This is a genomic window from Variovorax sp. V15 (assembly GCF_041154425.1).
Taxonomy (GTDB): domain Bacteria; phylum Pseudomonadota; class Gammaproteobacteria; order Burkholderiales; family Burkholderiaceae_C; genus Variovorax; species Variovorax guangxiensis.
This window is the reverse complement of sequence record NZ_AP028660.1, coordinates 322,507-339,800: the sequence shown is the minus strand read 5'-3', so window position 1 is coordinate 339,800 and position 17,294 is coordinate 322,507. Positions and strand designations below refer to the sequence as shown.

Annotated in this window: 17 protein-coding genes and 1 pseudogene; 5 read left to right on the top strand and 13 right to left on the bottom strand. The window is 65.5% G+C overall.

Annotated features, from left to right (window positions below; translation table 11 throughout):
- Positions 1–38: 38 nt before the first annotated feature.
- The 9 genes from pqqE to ACAM57_RS33915 form a co-directional block, all read right to left on the bottom strand.
- Positions 39–1,217, bottom strand: a complete 1,179-nt coding sequence (gene pqqE / locus ACAM57_RS33955) for a pyrroloquinoline quinone biosynthesis protein PqqE (RefSeq protein ID WP_369662585.1) — start codon at positions 1,215–1,217, stop codon at positions 39–41.
- A complete protein-coding gene (gene pqqD / locus ACAM57_RS33950) occupies positions 1,195–1,464 on the bottom strand; it encodes a pyrroloquinoline quinone biosynthesis peptide chaperone PqqD (protein WP_369662584.1) in 270 nt (89 codons plus the stop codon). The genes pqqE and pqqD overlap by 23 nt, the downstream gene beginning before the upstream one ends.
- A complete protein-coding gene (gene pqqC, locus ACAM57_RS33945; protein WP_369662913.1) occupies positions 1,461–2,207 on the bottom strand; it encodes a pyrroloquinoline-quinone synthase PqqC in 747 nt (248 codons plus the stop codon). Before pqqC ends, pqqD begins: the two co-directional genes overlap by 4 nt.
- Before the next feature lie 33 nt (positions 2,208–2,240).
- Entirely contained in the window at positions 2,241–3,161 is a 921-nt protein-coding gene (gene pqqB / locus ACAM57_RS33940) for a pyrroloquinoline quinone biosynthesis protein PqqB (RefSeq protein ID WP_369662583.1), read from the bottom strand.
- Between the two features lie 53 nt (positions 3,162–3,214).
- The gene (pqqA, locus tag ACAM57_RS33935) at positions 3,215–3,289 is read right to left on the bottom strand and encodes a pyrroloquinoline quinone precursor peptide PqqA (protein ID WP_080898329.1); all 75 of its coding nucleotides are present in this window, start codon (positions 3,287–3,289) and stop codon (positions 3,215–3,217) included.
- A 38-nt stretch (positions 3,290–3,327) separates the two neighbouring features.
- A complete protein-coding gene (locus tag ACAM57_RS33930) occupies positions 3,328–5,550 on the bottom strand; it encodes a PQQ-binding-like beta-propeller repeat protein (RefSeq protein ID WP_369662582.1) in 2,223 nt (740 codons plus the stop codon).
- A gap of 106 nt (positions 5,551–5,656) precedes the next feature.
- A complete protein-coding gene (locus ACAM57_RS33925; protein ID WP_369662581.1) occupies positions 5,657–6,718 on the bottom strand; it encodes a ThuA domain-containing protein in 1,062 nt (353 codons plus the stop codon).
- A gap of 461 nt (positions 6,719–7,179) precedes the next feature.
- On the bottom strand, positions 7,180–9,078 hold the full coding sequence (locus ACAM57_RS33920; RefSeq protein WP_369662580.1) for an ATP-dependent DNA helicase RecQ: 1,899 nt from the start codon (positions 9,076–9,078) through the stop codon (positions 7,180–7,182).
- Positions 9,078–9,434 (bottom strand): hypothetical protein, encoded by a 357-nt coding sequence (locus tag ACAM57_RS33915; RefSeq protein WP_369662579.1) that lies wholly within the window; start codon positions 9,432–9,434, stop codon positions 9,078–9,080. The genes ACAM57_RS33920 and ACAM57_RS33915 overlap by 1 nt, the downstream gene beginning before the upstream one ends.
- A 529-nt stretch (positions 9,435–9,963) precedes the next feature.
- Here ACAM57_RS33915 and ACAM57_RS33910 point away from each other — a divergent pair.
- The 3 genes from ACAM57_RS33910 to ACAM57_RS33900 are packed head-to-tail and all read left to right on the top strand — an operon-like array spanning position 9,964 to position 11,431.
- A complete protein-coding gene (locus tag ACAM57_RS33910) occupies positions 9,964–10,614 on the top strand; it encodes a glutathione S-transferase family protein (protein ID WP_369662578.1) in 651 nt (216 codons plus the stop codon).
- Entirely contained in the window at positions 10,614–10,955 is a 342-nt protein-coding gene (locus ACAM57_RS33905; protein ID WP_369662577.1) for an ArsR/SmtB family transcription factor, read from the top strand. The genes ACAM57_RS33910 and ACAM57_RS33905 overlap by 1 nt, the downstream gene beginning before the upstream one ends.
- Entirely contained in the window at positions 10,952–11,431 is a 480-nt protein-coding gene (locus ACAM57_RS33900; protein WP_369662576.1) for an SRPBCC family protein, read from the top strand. The genes ACAM57_RS33905 and ACAM57_RS33900 overlap by 4 nt, the downstream gene beginning before the upstream one ends.
- 213 nt (positions 11,432–11,644) lie before the next feature.
- Here the strand turns inward: ACAM57_RS33900 and ACAM57_RS33895 are convergent.
- The 4 genes and pseudogenes from ACAM57_RS33895 to ACAM57_RS33880 all read right to left on the bottom strand — a co-directional run bounded on the left by ACAM57_RS33895 (position 11,645) and on the right by ACAM57_RS33880 (position 14,443).
- A pseudogene (locus ACAM57_RS33895) lies at positions 11,645–12,306 on the bottom strand (nucleotidyl transferase AbiEii/AbiGii toxin family protein).
- On the bottom strand, positions 12,303–12,794 hold the full coding sequence (locus ACAM57_RS33890; protein ID WP_369662575.1) for a helix-turn-helix transcriptional regulator: 492 nt from the start codon (positions 12,792–12,794) through the stop codon (positions 12,303–12,305). The pseudogene ACAM57_RS33895 and the gene ACAM57_RS33890 overlap by 4 nt, the downstream one beginning before the upstream one ends.
- A 23-nt stretch (positions 12,795–12,817) precedes the next feature.
- Positions 12,818–13,417 (bottom strand): hypothetical protein, encoded by a 600-nt coding sequence (locus tag ACAM57_RS33885; RefSeq protein WP_369662574.1) that lies wholly within the window; start codon positions 13,415–13,417, stop codon positions 12,818–12,820.
- A gap of 159 nt (positions 13,418–13,576) precedes the next feature.
- Complete coding sequence (locus ACAM57_RS33880) at positions 13,577–14,443, bottom strand: LysR substrate-binding domain-containing protein (RefSeq protein WP_369662573.1); 867 nt, start codon at positions 14,441–14,443, stop codon at positions 13,577–13,579.
- Positions 14,444–14,726: 283 nt separating this feature from the next.
- Here ACAM57_RS33880 and psrA point away from each other — a divergent pair, with 283 nt between their 5' ends.
- Both psrA and ACAM57_RS33870 read left to right on the top strand, forming a co-directional pair.
- A complete protein-coding gene (gene psrA, locus ACAM57_RS33875; RefSeq protein ID WP_369662572.1) occupies positions 14,727–15,821 on the top strand; it encodes an iron-containing alcohol dehydrogenase PsrA in 1,095 nt (364 codons plus the stop codon).
- A gap of 79 nt (positions 15,822–15,900) precedes the next feature.
- Entirely contained in the window at positions 15,901–17,214 is a 1,314-nt protein-coding gene (locus tag ACAM57_RS33870; protein ID WP_369662571.1) for an MFS transporter, read from the top strand.
- Positions 17,215–17,294: the final 80 nt, after the last annotated feature.

The window sequence follows — 17,294 nt, the reverse complement described above, 5'->3', positions numbered from 1 at the left end:
ACGATTGGACGAGAACCCTGCGTCACACGCGGGTCCGCTCAGTCCTGCGCCCGCGCATTGGCGTCCGTGCGAAAGACCAGTTCGCCCGACCGCCTGGCGCCCGGCACGAAGCGAAGCGGCGTGCCGCCATCGTCGCGCACGTCCACCGCGGCCGCGACCATGGCCTCGACCTGCGCGTGGCGCGGACTCTTCGGGCAGACCGGGTCGGTGGCGGCCGCATCGCCGGTCAGCAGAAAGGCCTGGCAGCGGCAGCCGCCATGGTCCTTGTCCCGGTCGTCGCAGCTTGCGCAGGTGCTGCTCATCCAGCCAGTGCCGCGGTAGGCACCGAAGGCCGGACTGTCGTGCCAGATGCTGCGAATGGCCTGCTCGCGAATGTTGGGGAACTCCAGCCCGGGCAGCATCCGCGCACTGTGGCATGGAAGGGCCACGCCGTCGGGCGCTACCACCAGGAACACGCTGCCCCAGCCGGCCATGCAGGGTTTGGGCTTTCCCTCGGCATAGTCGGGCACCACCCAGAGGATCTTCATGCGTCCCTCCAGGCGCGGCCGGTGCGCCTCGACCACCGCTTCGGCGCTCGCCAGCGCCGAGCGCGAAGGCATCAGCATCTCGCGGTTGCGCCATGCCCAGCCGTAGTACTGCACGTTGGCGAGCTCCAGGAAATCCGCCGCCATGGACTCGGCCATCTCGATGATGCGACCGACATGCGGCAGGTTGTAGCGGTGCATCACGCAGTTCAGCACCATCGGATAGCCCAGGTCCTTGATCGTGCGGGCCACGCGCTGCTTCAGGTCGAAGGTGCGCGTGGAGCTCAGGAAGTCGTTCAGCTCGCGGCTGGAATCCTGGAACGACAGCTGGATGTGATCGAGGCCGGCCTTCTTCAGCGCCTGGGCGCGCTGCGGCACGAGGCCCACGCCCGAGGTGATCAGGTTGGTGTAGAAGCCGAGCTCGTGCGCGGCTGCGACGAGCTCCTCGAGGTCCTCGCGCACCAGCGGCTCGCCACCCGAGAACCCCAGCTGGACGGCCCCCATGGCGCGCGCCTCGCGGAATACGCGGATCCATTCACCCGTGTCGAGTTCGTTGCCGTAGCGCGTGTAGTCCACGGGGTTCGAACAGAAGGCGCAGTGCAGCGGACAGCGATAGGTCAGCTCCGCGAGCAGCCACAGCGGCGGTTTCACAGCGGCCGCACGGGCACGCTCAGCGGATCCAGTGGCGTCCACGGGCCTGCTCCAGGAACTCGAGCACGTCGGTACGCAGATCGGGTTCGCCGAAGGTGCTTTCCAGGTCGGCCACGAGCGCCGCGACCGAGGTCTTGCCGTCGCAGCGCTTCAGGATCTCCGCCGCCGGCTGGTTCAGCCTGATCATGCCCTCGGGGAACAGCAGCACATGGCACTGCTGCGCCTCTTCCCATTGCATCCTGTACATCGTGCCGAGTGCCGGCTGCGCGCTGTCGGTCCATGCGCTCATGGCTGGTGCTCTTTCGCAAGGTCGTCGGGATAGGCCTTCTCGATCGCGTCGAGCATGGCCCAGAGGATGTCGAGCTTGAAGCCCAGGATCTGCAGGGCACGGGCCTGTCGTTCGCGCGTGGTGCACCACTGCATCGCCACCTCCAGGCCGTGCTCGACATCGCGGTCGGCCAGCGGGATGCGGCTGCGGAAATAGTCCAGGCCCGAGATGTCGATCCACGGATAGTGCGTGGGCCAGCCCGCGAGCCGGTCCTTGTGGATGCGCGGCGCGAACATCTCCGTCAGCGAGGAGATCACGGCCTCCTGCCAGGGTGCCGTGCGCGCGAAGTTGACGTACGCATCCACGGCGAAGCGCACGCCCGGCAGCACGAGCGCGTGCGACTCCAGCACATCGCGGCGCAGGCCGGTCGCGAGGCCCAGGCGGGTCCATATCTCGATGCCACCGGCATGGGCGCCTTCGTGGTCGCCGTGCCCGTCGTGGTCGAGCATCCTCACCACCCAGCGCCTGCGCGTCGCGCGATCGTCGCAGTTGGAGAGGATCGCCGCGTCCTTCACGGGAATGCGGCACTGGTAGTAGAACCGGTTCGCCACCCAGCCCCGGACCTGGAAGGGGTGCAGTTCGCCGGCGTTGAGCCGCCGGTTGAACGGATGATGGCTGTGGTAGCGCGACTCCATCGCGCGCAGCTGCGACTCGAAGACCTGCGGCGGCCAGGGCTCCTGTTGCATCTGCATCTGCATCTGCATCTGCTGCTGTTGTTGTTGCTGGTGCGTCACGCGTCAGATCTCCAGTTCCATGCCGTCGAAGGCCACCTCGATCCCACGGCGCACGAGCTCGGCGCGTTCCGGCCCGTCTTCGTCGAGGATCGGGTTGCTGTTGTTGATGTGGATGAGCACTTTCCTGCGCGCGGCGCAGGCGTCCAGCGCCCTCAGCATGCCCGGGCCGTGCGGTCCGTCGCACTGCGGCAGGTGGCCCATGTCGGCGGCGTGCTTCTTGCCGAGGCCCGCCGCGACCATCTCGTCCTCGCTCCAGAAGGTGCCGTCGACCAGCACGGTGTCGCAGCCGTCGAGGCTCCGGCGCTCGGCCTCGCCCACGCGTGCGAGGCCTGGTGCATAGAACAGGCGCCTGCCGCTGGCCGGGTCTTCGATCGTCACGGCCGCGTTGTCGCTTCGCGCCTCGGCCTGCCGGCGCGGCGAGTAAGGGGGCGCCTTGCCGGGAACCGGCACCGCCTGCAGGCGCAGGCCGGCGACCTCGTGCCACGCACCGCCGCCGGGCTCGAGCGGCATCGGGTGCCAGCGCACACCGCTGTAGCTTTCGAGCGCCTTCAACAACGGCAGGCTGCCGGTGAGGTCTTCATGCGATTCAGGCGTGCAGTAGAGCTGCAGCCGCGATCCCTCGCGCAGGCTCAGAAGCCCCGCGACATGGTCGATCTGCGAATCCATCAGCACCACGGCCTCGATCGCGGAGTCGCGCAGGCCATGGCGAGGCCACAGCGCCGGCGACGCGCGCAGCTGTGCGCCGATATCGGGCGAGGCGTTCAGCAGCACCCAGCGTTCGCCATCGGCCGACACGGCAATCGAACTCTGCGTGCGAGCAAGGGCCCGGATCCGCCCGGTTCGCTGGCCGGCGCACAGGCGGCAGTTGCAATTCCATTGAGGGAAGCCACCGCCCGCTCCCGAACCAAGAACCAGAATCTTCATGGGCACAAGAAAAAGACGGCACCGGCGCGAAGCCGGTGCCGTCGGGGCCGCGCTCAGCGCGCGGAGATGTACATCGTGATCTCGAAGCCGAAACGCAGTTCTTCGAACTCAGGCTTGCACCATTTCATCGCATTGCTCCTTCATGGTTGGGGGTTGGGAAACGGAATCAGTACACGACGATCTTGCCCGTCGGGCGCGGGCTATGGCAGTCGTTGTAGAAGTATTCGCCCGGCATGTCAAAGGTGTGGGTCGCGGACTGGCCCGGAGCCAGCCTGAAGTCGAACCGACCTTCGAAGAACTGCGTGGCGCAGTGCGTGTTCGCATTGGTCCCCGGATTGGTGAAGGTCACGGTGGTGTTCGCCGGCACGCGCATGAAGGTCGGCGTCATGGCATTCACGGCCGTCGATTCGGTGGTGCCCGGCTCGTTCGCGGCGGTCTGCACGCGCGCCAGGAACACCGTGTTCGGGGTCGGCAATGTCGCGCCTTCCACCGCCGAGCCCGACACCGGCCGGCGCACGACCGGCGGCACCGGCGTGGGCGCGGGCGCGACGGAGCCGCCGACCTTGAAGGCCCACAGGCGATCGCCGCGCGGTGCCGAATCGCCGTACGGAATGCCCGTGCCGCCCGAGAACACCGCGATGTACTGCTCGCCATCGATCTCGTAGGAGACCGGACTGGCACTGATCGCCGCGCCGGTCTGGAAGCGCCACAGTTCGCTGCCGTCCTGCGCATCCAGGGCCAGCAGGTTGCCGTCGGGCTGTCCGATGAACAGCAAGTCGGAGGCCGTGCTCAGGATGCCGTTGCCGTGCGCCAGCGAATACGGCATCTGCTTCTTCCACTTCACGAGGTTGGTGCTCGGATCGACCGCCACGACCGCACCGGTCATGTAGGTGCCCGGCGGGCGCAGGCCGTTGCTCGATTCGGTGAGCGAGTGCGCCGCCGACACGTACCCCATGCCCGTGTAGACCAGGCCCGTGCGCTGGCTGAAGGACTGGTGGTTCCAGTTGGCGCCGCCGCCGTGTCCCGGAATGGAGAGGATCGGCACGTCCCAGTGCGCGTCGTAGAGGCAGCCCTTCACGTAGTTCGGGACCGCGCGGTTGGGATCGCCGGGGATCGTCGTGCCCAGCGGCTGGTCCACGATGCAGGTCTCGGTCCAGGCGCCCTGGCGCGGGAAGGGCTGGGTCGGCCAGCTGGCCTGGCGGGCGTCCTGCTTCACCGGCACCTCGTCGATGCCCAGCGGCGCGCTGCCATCCTTGCGGTCGAGGATGTAGTACATGCCCGTCTTGCTGCCGTAGATCACGACCTTGCGGTCTTTCCCGTCGATCTTGACGTCGGCGAGCACGGGAGACATCACGTTGTCCATGTCCCAGATGTCGTGGTGCACGGACTGGAAGTGCCACTTGTACTCGCCGGTCTTGATGTCCAGCGCAACGATCGAATTGGCAAACAGATTCAGGCCCGGGCGCGTGGAGCCGTTCTGCGACGAACCGCCGCGCACGTTGCCGAAGGTCCAGTAGACCAGGCCCAGTTCGGGATCCACCGCGGGATGGATCCACGGGGTCGCACCGGTACGTTCCGACTCGGCGGCGCCGCCCCAGGTGTCGTAGCCGATCTCGCCTGCGCGCGGCACGCCCCAGAACGAGGTCAGCACCTTGCCCGTCAACGCATCGGCAGAGAACGCCGCACCGCGATTGCCGTCGTTGGTGCCGAGATAGAGCCGCTTGTCGTGATAGACGAGCGCCACTTTCTGCAGCGCGCCCTGGTAGTCGGGGTCGGTGCTGCTGCTCGGGTACTGCTTGATCCAAGCGATGGCGCCCGTGTCCGTCCTGAGTGCTACCAGGCGGTTGCCGGTGGCGACGGTGAACACCAGGCCCAGGTCCTTCGCGACCGCCACCCCGCGGCGGGTGATGGCCCCGTAGGGCGTGGTCCATTTCCACTTCGTGAGGCCGGTCTTGCCGTCCACCGCGATCACGTTGCCCAGCGCGGACTCGATGTAGAGCACGCCGTCGACCGCCACCGTCGTGCTCTGGTTGGTGCCGGTGGTCATGCCGCCCTCGATCTGGTTGACCCAGGCGCCGCCCAGCTGGCCGACGAGGCCCTTGTTGATCTTGCGCAGGCTGGAGTAGTTCTGGTTGCCCAGGTTGCCGCCCACCTTGGGGAAGTCCTTGTCGCCGGCCGTGCAGCACTCGGACAGGCTGGCCGCGGGCGCGGCGGCCGCCGGCGGCGATGCCGGTGGCGGCGCGCTCGATGCTGGCGGTGGCGCGGGGGCTGGGCTGATGGGCAGCACCGGCGCGCCGCCGCCGCTCGAACCGCCACACGCGCCGAGCAACAAGGGGGATGCGAGCACGCCGCAGGAAACCAGCAGCGTGACCAATGATCTTTGTTTCATGGATGTCTCTACCTGGTGAAGTTGGGAAACGGATGTGCGCGAGGCCGCACGCACCGCAGGCAGGGCGCGGTGCGCGAAGCTGGCCTGGCAGCCAATTGCTCGATCGTTATTCGGTGCAGAAGGGCGTGAGGCCCATGGCCGACTTGACGCCCTGGACCACGAGCTTCTGGAACTCGATGGCCCCCACGCCCGACAGGTCCGCAGTGAACGAGTGGGCGTTGTGCCCGAGGGTCGTGAGCCATGCGCGACCACCGTCGTAGTACTGGCACCAGGCGACCGGATGGAAGTCCGCATGGCCCGGATGCGGCGCCGCGGTCAGCGGCTTCAGCGTCGAGGTGTCGACCTTGGCCAGGAACTTCACCTTCGTGGGGAAGGGCATGAGGTTGTACCACTCGTCCTGGAAGGAAAAGCGCTTGGGCACATCCTTCGTCGACGGGTCGTCCGAGACGATCTCGACATCGCCGGCACGGTTCGGCCCGTGGTTGTAGAAGTTCGCGTTGCCGAGCAGACCTTCGTAGTAGGGCCAGTTGTATTCCGCACCGAACGCGTTGTGCAGGCCGACGAAGCCGCCGCCGCGGCGCATGTAGTTGCGCAGTGCGGTGCGCGCGGCGTCCTGGCTCGTGCTGACCGCACCGTTCCACAGCGTGTCGCGGTTCGAGCTCGCGAAGATGATCGCCTTGTAGTTGTTGATGCGGCTGCTGAGGACCGCCACGTCTTCGGTCCAGTCGACCGTGATGCCTTCGGCCGACAGCATGCGCACCAAGCCGGCCTGCATCACGTTGTCCGGGTTCATCACCGGGTTCAGGCCAGCGCCCATCGGCGTGCCCAGCACGGCATGACGCGGCCCCGCGGTGCGCGAATAGACCAGCACCCGGTCCGGCGTCGAAGCAAAGGCGCCCCAGTCGTTGTAGCACTTGGGATTCGTTCCCCTGCAGACGTTGTAGTAGGTGTCGAAGCTGTCGTCGGGGGCTTCGGCCACCGGGTCCGTGGGCTGGACCGGTGTTTCTCCCGCGGGCTCGGTCGGGTTGCTCGGTGCTGTCGGCGACACGGGAAGTGCCGTGAGCGGCACCCCTCCCCCGCCTCCGCTTCCTCCTCCGCATGCAGTCACGGCCAGCGTCACGGCCGCCGCCAAGGCGAGCCGGAGAGTCAATGATTTGGCAAGTTCCAAGGGAGTCTCCTCGTTCTGATCGATGGCGCAGAGTGCGAACGCTCTGCCGATGCCGGCCGGCCGTGTCCGCTGCGGCGGGGCTGACCGGAAGCGATCATAAGAAATTTATGGAAAATATTTCCATAATGGAAATCCCTTCCTATTTCAGGCGGATGAAGCCGCTCCCAGGTTGAAGAAGTTGTGAGCGCCGGCCAGAAGCTGCGTCTTGCCGGTGGTCGCAGTGAGCCCACACGGCTGCCCACTTGGCCCGCTTCGGCGGGTTTTCTTTTGCCGCCGGGTTTTCCTCGTTGTTTTGCTGGCCAGGGTTCTGTCGCGGCGGGCAAGGCTCAAGCCGCCCCAGGAAACAGCGCCCCGAGGCCTGACCTGCGCTCGGCGTTGCCATGCTTTCGAGACCTCTGTCTGAGGCGACATATCGCTCAGGCCGCGCCGCTCAACCCGGCCACTCCAACTTAAAGAGACACTCAGGCCGGCATGCCTGCTTTGAGCAGGCCGCGCGCCGACGCGCCGCCGGCCAAGAGGGCACCGGTCTCGCTCTCGCTCTCGCTCTCGCTCTCGCTCTCGCTCTCGCTCTCGCTCTCGCTCTCGCTCTCGCTCTCGGAATAGGAGCTCGCCGAGTTTCGCGGCACGCGACGACGAGTGACGTAGGCCGGGTGAATGCAGCGCTGCGTGCCATCCTCGAAAGCCACCGTGACGGATCCCTCCGTCGAGGCGACGACAACGCCCGCCCCAAAACGCCTGACCTGGACCAGATCGCTTTTGGCGAAAAGCACCGGCTTGCGTGCGCGCGCCTTCGCCTGAGGGTTCGCAGCCCCGGCCGCAGCCGCCGTTGCCGACGGCGTGCCCACGAGGATCGGCTGCGCCAGCGTGGCCTCATGGGCTGCAATACGACGGCAGTTGTCGCATGTGCCGCAGCGCTTCGCCTCGGCCGAGGGGTCCAGTTCGGCCAGCAGCAGTTGCCAGCGGCACTGCCCCGTCTGCGCGTACGACAGCATGCGCTCGAGCGTCTGCCGGTCCTGCAGCCGGCGCTCCTTGTAGGCGTCGAGCATCGTGCTCAGATCGACGCGCGAGGCGGCCTTCTGTCGAAGTGCCATCTCTCCTCGCCGGCCGATGCGCAGCAACTTTGCCTGCCGCAGCAAAGCGACAGCCGCCTGCATTTTGCTGCGCGGGCGATCCAATGCCTCGAGGAGGCTGGCGGTGGTCCAGCCCTCGTCCCCGGGCGGCGTGGCGAGCAACTGGCGATAGACCGCATCGAGGTCCTCGAGCTGGGGATATTTTCCGGCCAGAAAGAACTGCTGAACCACCCTGTCCTTGGCCTGGAAGAGCAGCACACAGCGCGCTCGCTTTCCGTCACGACCGGCGCGCCCCGCTTCCTGGTAGTAGGCGTGCAGACTCGACGGCATCTGGCAGTGAACGATGAAGCGAATGTCGGGCTTGTCGATGCCCATGCCGAACGCGTTGGTCGCCACCATCACCCGCGCGGCGCCGCTCATGAAACGCTCCTGTGCCTCGCCACGCTCGCGCGTTCCCAACTTGCCGTGATAGATCGCGACCGACTCGTTCCGCGCGCGCAGAAGCTCGAAGGCCTGCTCGGCGGCCTTCACCGTGGCGGCATAGACGATGCCGCTGCCGGCTTCCTGCTGCACCAGTTCCACGATGCGCTGCTGGCGATCCGCCTCCTGCTGCATCTGCTCCACCGCGAAGTGCAGGTTGGCGCGATAGGCGCCTGTCTCGACCAGTCCTCCGCGCGGGATCGCGAGGTGTTTCATCACGTCGGCGGCGACCTCCGAACCGGCCGTCGCGGTGAGCGCCAGCACGGTGGGATTGCCCAGCGCCCGGATGGCAGGGCCGATGTCGAGGAAGGCCGGCCGAAAGTCATGGCCCCATTGCGAGATGCAGTGCGCCTCGTCCACCGCCACCAGGGCCACAGGATGGGCCGCGAGCTGCTCCAGGAAGGCGTGATCGGCGAGCCGCTCGGGTGTGGTCAGCACGATGCGCGCGCTGCCATCGCGCAGCGCCGTTTCGGCCGCAGCGAGCTCGTCCGCGGAGAGGGCGCTGTTGACCTGGATCGCCTGGATCCCCAAGGCTCTGAGCTTGTCGCACTGGTCCTTCATCAGCGCGATCAGCGGGGAGACCACCACCGTGCGTCCCTCGCGCAGCAGCGCCGGCAACTGATAGCACAGCGACTTTCCCGCGCCCGTGGGCATCACGGCGAGGGTTGACAGCCCTTGCATGACCCGCTCGATGACTTCGGCCTGGCCAGCGCGCAGCCGGGTGTGTCCGAACACGCGGCGCAGGGTGCGGTTCAGCGGGTTGGACGATGGCCACTGTCTGGTGGCGGCAGGGGAGCGGGTGGAGGGCATCAGCGGTGCCGGCGACCTTCGCCCTCCCCGCCCTCTCCACCCTCTTCGCGCCCACCCGCTTCCTCTTCGCCTTCTCGATCGGCTGCGACTTCGTCGGCCAGGTCCTGCACGCTGAGCGCCTCCGGGTCGTCCACCGAGTTCGCCACCTCGGCCGCGGCATCCGGGAGGACACCTGTGCGGTCCGGGAGTATGTCGGCATTGGTGGGGGTCTCGAGCCCGCCTTCGGCCGCCGCGCGGTTGTCGCCCGATGCGTCGCTGCCGCTGTCGCTGGAGTCACTCGGCCCGAGGCTCTCCGCATCGGTGCCCTTCGGTGTGACGGGCGCGTGCTCGCCGCCGAGGATGCTACTGGTTGCCATGATCTCTTTGCCTCGATAGGAAGATGCGCCAAGACTGCGCGCCGCCGGACGCCGAGGAAGTAGGAGATTTGCGCGTTCCGGCCGCTTCTGATTTCGGTCGAGACGCAGCAGGTCATGGCAGGTCCATGCGCGACGCAGGCAAGCCCAGGGGGCCGCCGAACCGTTTGATCCACCGAGGTCCGGTTCCCGGTCCCTCAAGCGCAGGCCATGCGGTGCGTGCGGACAGCACTGCTTCAGCGCAACGCGTCTGCCACGCCGCGGCACTTCTCGAACCTGTTGCCGCTGCCGCAGGGACAAGGACCGTTGCGCCCGATCTCGTGCTGCATCGCCGGCATCGCGCGTGCACGGGAATCGGAGTGCTCAGCGCAACGTCATGGAGCGTGAGCACGACAACAGCGCGAGCCGTCGATTTTTCGGAGCAAGCACGCCACGGAACAGGCATCGGTCCGGATCTGGCCACCGACAAACCGCTTGACGCTTCACTGGCCACCCCAGATACTTAAGCATCTTCTTAAGTTTTAGGCCGGCGATGTCCTTCACCCTCTACTACCACCCGCTGTCTTCTTTCTGCTGGAAAGTGCTGATCGCACTCTATGAGGCCGACATCGCTTTCGAGTCGCGTCTGGTGAATCTCGGCGATTCCGCCGACCGTGCTGCCTTCCAGGCGGTCTGGCCGCTGGCGAAGTTCCCCGTGCTGCGCGACAACGCGCGAGGCAAGACGATCCCGGAGTCGAGCATCATCATCGACTACCTGGCGCGCACCGAGCCCCGCGCCGCTTCCCTGCTTCCAGGCGATCCCGAGTTGGCGATGCAGACTCGTCTCACCGATCGACTTATCGACAACTACATCCACGCGCCCTTCCAGCAGGTGGTGGCCGAACGGCTGCGCCCGGAGGGACAGCATGATCCTTTCGGCGCCGAACAGGCGCGTCGCCAGATCCGATCGGGCTATGACCTCGTCGCCCCCATGATCAGCGGACCCTGGGCCATGGGCGAATCCTTCACCATGGCCGACTGTGCAGCCCTGCCGGCGCTGTTCTACGCCGACCACGCCGTTCGGCTGAGCGAATGGCCCGAACTCGCGGCTTATCTCCTTCGCCTGAAGGCACGCCCCAGCGTGGCCCGCGTGCTGGCCGAGGCCGAACCCTACTTCCAGTACTTCCCCTTGAGGAATGGCTGATGCCCCATGCGACCGCCAATCTCGACCTGACGTTCCAGGCGCTCGCGGATCCGACGCGGCGCGGCATCGTGGAGCGCTTGTCGCGCGGCCAAGCCACTGTCAGTGAGATCGCCGAACCCTACGCGATGTCGCTGCCGGCCATCGTCCAGCACCTGGCAGTGCTGGAGGCCAGTGGCCTGGTGCGCTCCGAAAAGATCGGGCGGGTGCGCACCTGCCGCATAGATACCGCCACGCTCAGCTTGGCCGAGCAGTGGTTCAACCGGCGCCGGGCGGAGTGGGACCAGCGTCTCGACCGCCTCGGCGAACACCTCAAGCGCCTTCCAGACGGAGAACCCAAATGACCCCTCAGACCCAACCCAACCGCAGCGTGTCCCACGGCGTCTTCACCATCGAACGCACCTATCCCGACGTGAGGCCGCAGCGGGTGTTCGACGCCTTCGCGAGCATCGAGGGCAAGAACGGCTGGTTCACGGCACCCAACGACAACTGGGAGATCGTCGAGCGGACCATGGATTTCAAGGTCGGTGGCCGCGAGCGGCTGAAGGGCCAATGGAAGTCCGGCATGGTGACCGAGTTCGACGCGACCTACTTCGACATCATTCCCGGTGAACGGATCGTCTATACCTACGAGATGCACCTGGACGCACGCAAGATCTCGATCTCGCTGGCCAGCCTCGAGTTCAAGGCGTCGGGCGCAGGGACCCGGCTGATCATGACGGAACAGGGGGCATTCCTCGACGGCTTCGATGACAACGGCAGCCGGGAGCGCGGCAGCCGCGAGATCATCGACAAGCTCAGTGCCTATCTGCAGCACTGACGGAAGGCGATGCCTGAGTTCAAACTCGACGTAAGCATCATTTCCCAGATCGTTCTGCAGATCGATCTCTTGGAATGTGCAGTTGTGACGCTCAACCAGCGTACGCACGAAGTTGATCCCTTCCCGGCCGGTCGCCTGGGAGCGCTTTCTCGTGATAGCCCCCACCCTGCATCAGCATGTCCCTTCGCGCTAAATGCTGTGCCGCTCTAACAACTACAACAGACTGTCCAGGAACTCGCCGACCACCGCCACGCAGTGATCGAAGCCTGGCGTGTAGTCCAGCGTAGCGATCGCATCGAACGCAGCGATCAACCCTGGATGTGGCTGCCGGATCTGGGACACGAACGCCTCTCGGTAGCGCACCAGAAATGGCATCGCCGCCAAGAGTTGCTGGGGCTCCCGCTCGACTACGAGCGCAAGGTCAAACAGATCGCGCGCCGTGGCCCGGTCACCGCGGTGGTACATCTTCTTCGCAATGATCTCGGCGGCCGTCTCCACCTTCACGCAGCGACCGCCGAAGTCCCAGGTTTCCCAAGCGTCGGCCAGCAGGTTGGGAGAGGCCACGAAGTCGACCTTGCCCTCCTCGAACTGCAGTTTGACGAAGGCGCCGGGCTGCTCGGTGTAATCCTGCGTCAGATCTGCCGCCGTGTCACTCAAGCGAGGTGTGACGAAACCGAGATACTGCGGATCGGGGACGAAGATATCGATATCCTTGCTCAGCCGATGTCGGTAACGGAACATCAGCACAGTCCCGCCGCCGAAGGTCCAGAACGGATCGACAATCCCCGCTAAAGCGGGCGATCTCGTCGATCAATGCCAGCGCGCGCGGAAAGAGCTTCTCCCACGCACCGGCGTGGCAGCGATCCTGAACTCATACCCACAACGCTCGCCGATGCACGGACAAAGATTCGGCCAGCTTCGCCACATTTCGCCATACCTGTCTTGGAGGCAGGTGCGCGCGTGAGGCCGTCTCCTCCACGGCCATCACCATGATCGGCACGGGTGCCTCGTCAAGCAAATGCATCAGATGCGGGGCAAATGGAGGCGGCACGTCGCCGCTTGCCAGGACCTGTTCGAGCGCCTCGGGGGCCAGTTCGCGCGCATAGCTGACGCTGGCCGTCTTGGCGGCCATCCACAGGCCGCGCTTCTTGCGCCGCGCCAGCGGATCTGGTTTTGGGGTGTCCAACCCCAGCACCGCCATCACCTGCCCTACACGATTGACGCCAAGATCGCTCAGAGCACCGCTTTCCAGGCCGATCAGGGTCTGACGAGACAAGCCACTCAGGTGTGCCAACTGCAGCTGGGACAAGCCCAGTTCCGTACGTCGCACCCGCACTGCATGGCCGATGTCGATGAGGTTCATGGAAAGTCGCAGCCGAAAAGATATCAAAAATATTTGACATACTGCGCTGATCCATACCCTGCTGCAACGACGGCTGCTGCGTCTTCGCCCTGCACGGCACGCCTTGACCTCACATCATGAAGCAGCGCCCCCGTAGGAACAGACCACCCGACACGCTGCCGCTGGCTGGCTACGCGGCGGGAGCGGTGCCCTCGCCCTTTCATCGCACCGCTTGCGCAACGGAGCACGTCTCGCGATAACCGCGGGCCACAGCGCCCATAGGAGGCGCTGAAATCTACGCCGCCCGGCCACGTGGACCACGGTCGAGCGTCACGGCGACGCCCTTCTTTCACTTCCAGTTCTTTCCGATCCAGGTGCGCATTGGCCCAATCGGGCGAGTTCTCGATGTAGTTCTGCGCCGCACTCACCAACTCGCCCACGTTCTTGTAGTCGTCCAGGCCGAAGGGCTGGGCCAGTGGCACGTTGGCGCGCATGTAGTTGCCGCCGAGCAGTTGCGCAGCCTGGTGCGCCGCGGGTTCCGCAGTGGCATCCATCGTGAGGTTGAGCAGTGCCGTGGCCGGGACCACACCATTGCTGAACGGCCACAGCCAATGCGTGACGCCCCAGTCCAGAGGGTTGGACACGGCGCCGGTCGGCACCCCCGCCGATTGACGCCGGTGCCCAGCGACAGCATCACGATGTCCGATATGGCACTCGCGTAGCCTTGGTAGATCTCCTGAGCGTCGCGGCTTCCCGACGAGCGACACCCCGGGTGCTTCCAGCATGCGATGCGGTAGGACTTGTCAGCGAAGAGCGACGTCGAAGAGGGCCTTGATCAGCGGTCTCTGACTGCGCACCTCGAGGCAACACAGCGAGTAATTGATCGACAGTTGCTCGTCATCAACCACCACTGCAGCCAAGCCGGGCAAGGGAATGAACTCCACTTGGGTGACGAAACTCACGCCCATGCCATTGGCAACCGCATGCAGGATGGCTTCGCGGCTGTTGATCTCCATGATGCAGTCGAGCGGCACATTGGCCTGCTCGCATGCACGCTCCACCCGGTGTCTTGTCTTCGAGCCGGGTTCACGCAAGATCAGCGCCTCACCCTGGATGTCGCCGGTGGCGATGCTGGTTCGCTTCGCCCATGGATGGGCCTGCGGCACGACTGCGACGATGCGCTCGCTGCGGTAGTGCACGATGTGCAGCCCCTCGACGCCCGGAGGTTCAGCAACGATGCCCACATCGATGTCGAAGTCTTGCAAGCCCTGCAGCGTCGACTTCTCCGAGCCGATAGAAACCGTAAGTTCGATCGATGGATACGCCTGTCGAAAGGTGCGCGCAAGCTCCAGCGCGATAGGCGGCGACACCGCGCCGACGCGGACCAGCCCCGCCTTGAGCTTATGCACGCTCTGGAGAAACTGGAGCGCCTCTTCCTCCTGACCGAACAGTCCCTGCGTGATCGCATAGAGCCGCTCACCTGCGGCAGTGAGTTTCACGCCTCGCCCACCACGCAGGAAGAGCTCGACATTGAAGCGCGTCTCGAGCGCCTTGACCTGATCAGTGACGGTGGGCTGCCCGATGTGCAAGTACTGCGCCGCTGCAGTGAACCCTCCCGTCTTGGCGACGGCGTGGAAGCAACGGATCGATTTGTAGTACTGGTGAAACATGTCAAGGCTGTCCGCGGAACAAATGCGAGGGATGACAGCGAGACTCTCACACGCGATCGCGCAGTGCATGCGCGCTTACCCGTGTTTTCCCTATGCAACGCCCATCACGTCGCGTCGTCAGGGTCTTCACTTCGAGGCGCGCTCGGCGATCCATCGGTTTTGGACCAGGCGCGCACCGCAAATGCGATTGGACGACGCACCGCCTCGCCCAGACACTGCGCCCAATGCCAATACGCGAAGTCGCGCGGCGCTGATGAATACATCCCACACGGAGACCATTTCGATGCCCCACACTTATCACAACCCCGTTTCGATCCATAGTGGCCGAGGCAGCCTCGAGCGGCTGCCAGCAATTCTCCACGGCCGTCGGGTCGTGCTCGTCACTTTTCCAGAGGCCCGCGGCCTCGGTCTCATCGCGCGACTTGAGGGACTGCTGAAAGACAGCCTGGTCGGCGTTGTCGAAGACGTGCGTCCCAACCCCGACGTCGAGCAACTCGAGGCCCTGTACAACAAATTCTGGAGCGAAGGCGCCTCGTGCGACGCGATCGTCGCAGTGGGAGGAGGCAGCGCCATCGACACGGCGAAGGCGCTGATGGTCGGCACGGCGGGCGGGAAATTCCATGAGCTCGTGGGCCTGCTTGCCACGGGCCAGCCCTTCACTCCGACAAGCGTCAAACCGCTGATCGCCGTGCCCACCACCGCCGGCACCGGCAGCGAAGTGACTCCCTGGGCAACGATCTGGGACGCCGGCAACCAGAAGAAGTACTCGCTGCACCTGGACATGACCTGGCCTGAGGCTGCCATCGTCGATCCCGAGCTCATGACCACGGTCCCGGCGGGAACTACGGTGTCGACGGGGCTCGATGCGCTTTCGCACGCACTGGAGTCGATCTGGAACGTGAATGCCAATCCGGTTTCCGACACTTTTGCCGTTTCGGCGATACAGGACATCTTCACCTGCCTGCCAGCGCTGCTGAGGGACCTGGGCAATCTCGACCTGCGCGAGCACATGGCGCTGGCCGCGCTCAAGGCCGGCATGGCCTTCTCCAACACAAAGACGGCGCTCGCACATTCCATCTCGTACGAGATGACGCTGCGCCACGGCTTGCCACACGGCATCGCTTGCTCTTTCACGCTGCCGATCGTGCTCGAGAAGGCCTGGGCCAAGTCGGCAGACCGCGACCTTACGCTGCAGCGCGTGTTCGGGCCCGACCTCTCGGCCGCAAAGCAGCGCTTGCGAGACTTCCTCAACGGCCTGGGCGTCAAGACCGAATTCTCCGACTACGGCGTTGCAGACGCCGAGGCGGCAGCCATGATTGCGCGCGCCATGGAGGGCGCGCGCGGAAAGAACTTCATCGGCGCGCCGATGGCCGCCTAGCCATCCAAGCTTTCCCAACCAGACATGTCGGCAAAGAACCGGCACCGGGGAATCAGTCGGTAAATCAACGGAGACAAAAATGCAGATAGCCAACCAGACCTTGACGGCAGGCACCTACGTATCGCCGCTCGATAACTCGTTTCGCAAGGCGCAGTGGCGAATGCTGCTCGCGGCCATGTTCTGCTACTTCTTCTTCTACACAGGACGGCAGACCTTCGGCTTCGCGATCCCGGGCATCCAGAAGGAGTTCGGGCTTTCGAAAGAGGTGCTGGGCTGGGCCTCGACCTCGTTGCTGTGGTGCTATGCCATCGGCCAGGCCATCAACGGCAACCTGGGCGACAAATTCGGCGGACGTCGCGTGATGACGGCAGGCGCCATCCTCTCGTGCGCGGCCAACTGGATCGTCAGCTTCGCGGTGGGCTTCAAGAGCCTGGCCGTTCCCTGGGGCATCAACGGCTATTTCCAGGCCCTGGGCTGGGCGCCGGGCAGCCGGCTGCTGTCGAACTGGTGGGGCGCGAGCGAGCGCGGCAAGGTCTACGGTTTCTACGTGTTTGCCGCCGGTTGCGCTTCGGTGCTGTCTTTCGTGACCTCGATCATCGTCATCAACGTGCTGCACCTCGAATGGCGATGGATCTTCCGACTGCCGGTGCTGCTGATGCTGGTCGGCGGCATCGCCTTCTACCTGATTGCCCGTGAGCGTCCGGAAGATCTGGGTTTCAAGTCACCCGACACCGGCGCAGCCGACAACACCCCCCAAAAGCCCCCGGGCGGGCTGACCAACAGCGGGCCCGCGGAAAATTCATGGTCACGCTACAAGGCCGTGCTCAGCAACCCCAGGCTGATGATCGCCGCATTGGCCATCGGCTTCCAGAACGCCGCACGGTATGGCCTCATCGTCTGGGTGCCGGTGCACTTCCTCGGCAAGGACTGGGCCAAGGCCGCCGACAGGATGATGGATCCCGCCTGGATCTCGGTGGCGCTGCCGGTGGGCATGGCCTTCGGTGCGCTCACCAACGGCTGGATTTCCGACAAGGTGTTCGGCTCCACGCGTTACAAGGCCATCGTGCTCTACATGCTGCTGGGTGCCGTTGCCTCGATGGGCATGTATCTCGTACCCACCAGCATCCTCGGGCTGGGGCTGCTCTTCCTGGCGGGCTTCTTCGTCTATGGACCAGCATCGTCGTTCTGGGCACTGTGCCCCGACCTGGTGGGCGCCCAGCGCGCCGGCACGGCAACCGGCGTCATGAACTTCTTCTCATATCTGCTGGCCGGCCTGGGCGAACCGTTGATCGGCCGGATGCTGGACCATTCGGGCAACACGTCGGTGGTGTTCCCCATCGTCGCGGCAAGTTGCCTCATCAGCGCCTTCATTGCGGTGTTCATCCGTCGTTGACGGCAACTGCACAGTGGCGCTTCTGCGTGCCCTGCCGCGCGGCGGCACGACACTGGCGCATGACGCTTGCGCGTTCGAGG

What these genes read in the sequence shown, in the direction of transcription:
- pqqD (WP_369662584.1), bottom strand. Translation starts at nt 1,464, where the DNA reads ATGAGCGCATGGACCGACAGCGCGCAGCCGGCACTCGGCACGATGTAC.
- pqqC (WP_369662913.1), bottom strand. Translation starts at nt 2,207, where the DNA reads ATGCAGATGCAGATGCAGATGCAACAGGAGCCCTGGCCGCCGCAGGTC.
- pqqB (WP_369662583.1), bottom strand. Translation starts at nt 3,161, where the DNA reads ATGAAGATTCTGGTTCTTGGTTCGGGAGCGGGCGGTGGCTTCCCTCAA.
- ACAM57_RS33930 (WP_369662582.1), bottom strand. Translation starts at nt 5,550, where the DNA reads ATGAAACAAAGATCATTGGTCACGCTGCTGGTTTCCTGCGGCGTGCTC.
- ACAM57_RS33920 (WP_369662580.1), bottom strand. Translation starts at nt 9,078, where the DNA reads ATGCCCTCCACCCGCTCCCCTGCCGCCACCAGACAGTGGCCATCGTCC.
- ACAM57_RS33915 (WP_369662579.1), bottom strand. Translation starts at nt 9,434, where the DNA reads ATGGCAACCAGTAGCATCCTCGGCGGCGAGCACGCGCCCGTCACACCG.
- ACAM57_RS33910 (WP_369662578.1), top strand. Translation starts at nt 9,964, where the DNA reads ATGTCCTTCACCCTCTACTACCACCCGCTGTCTTCTTTCTGCTGGAAA.
- ACAM57_RS33905 (WP_369662577.1), top strand. Translation starts at nt 10,614, where the DNA reads ATGCCCCATGCGACCGCCAATCTCGACCTGACGTTCCAGGCGCTCGCG.
- ACAM57_RS33900 (WP_369662576.1), top strand. Translation starts at nt 10,952, where the DNA reads ATGACCCCTCAGACCCAACCCAACCGCAGCGTGTCCCACGGCGTCTTC.
- ACAM57_RS33890 (WP_369662575.1), bottom strand. Translation starts at nt 12,794, where the DNA reads ATGAACCTCATCGACATCGGCCATGCAGTGCGGGTGCGACGTACGGAA.
- ACAM57_RS33880 (WP_369662573.1), bottom strand. Translation starts at nt 14,443, where the DNA reads ATGTTTCACCAGTACTACAAATCGATCCGTTGCTTCCACGCCGTCGCC.
- psrA (WP_369662572.1), top strand. Translation starts at nt 14,727, where the DNA reads ATGCCCCACACTTATCACAACCCCGTTTCGATCCATAGTGGCCGAGGC.
- ACAM57_RS33870 (WP_369662571.1), top strand. Translation starts at nt 15,901, where the DNA reads ATGCAGATAGCCAACCAGACCTTGACGGCAGGCACCTACGTATCGCCG.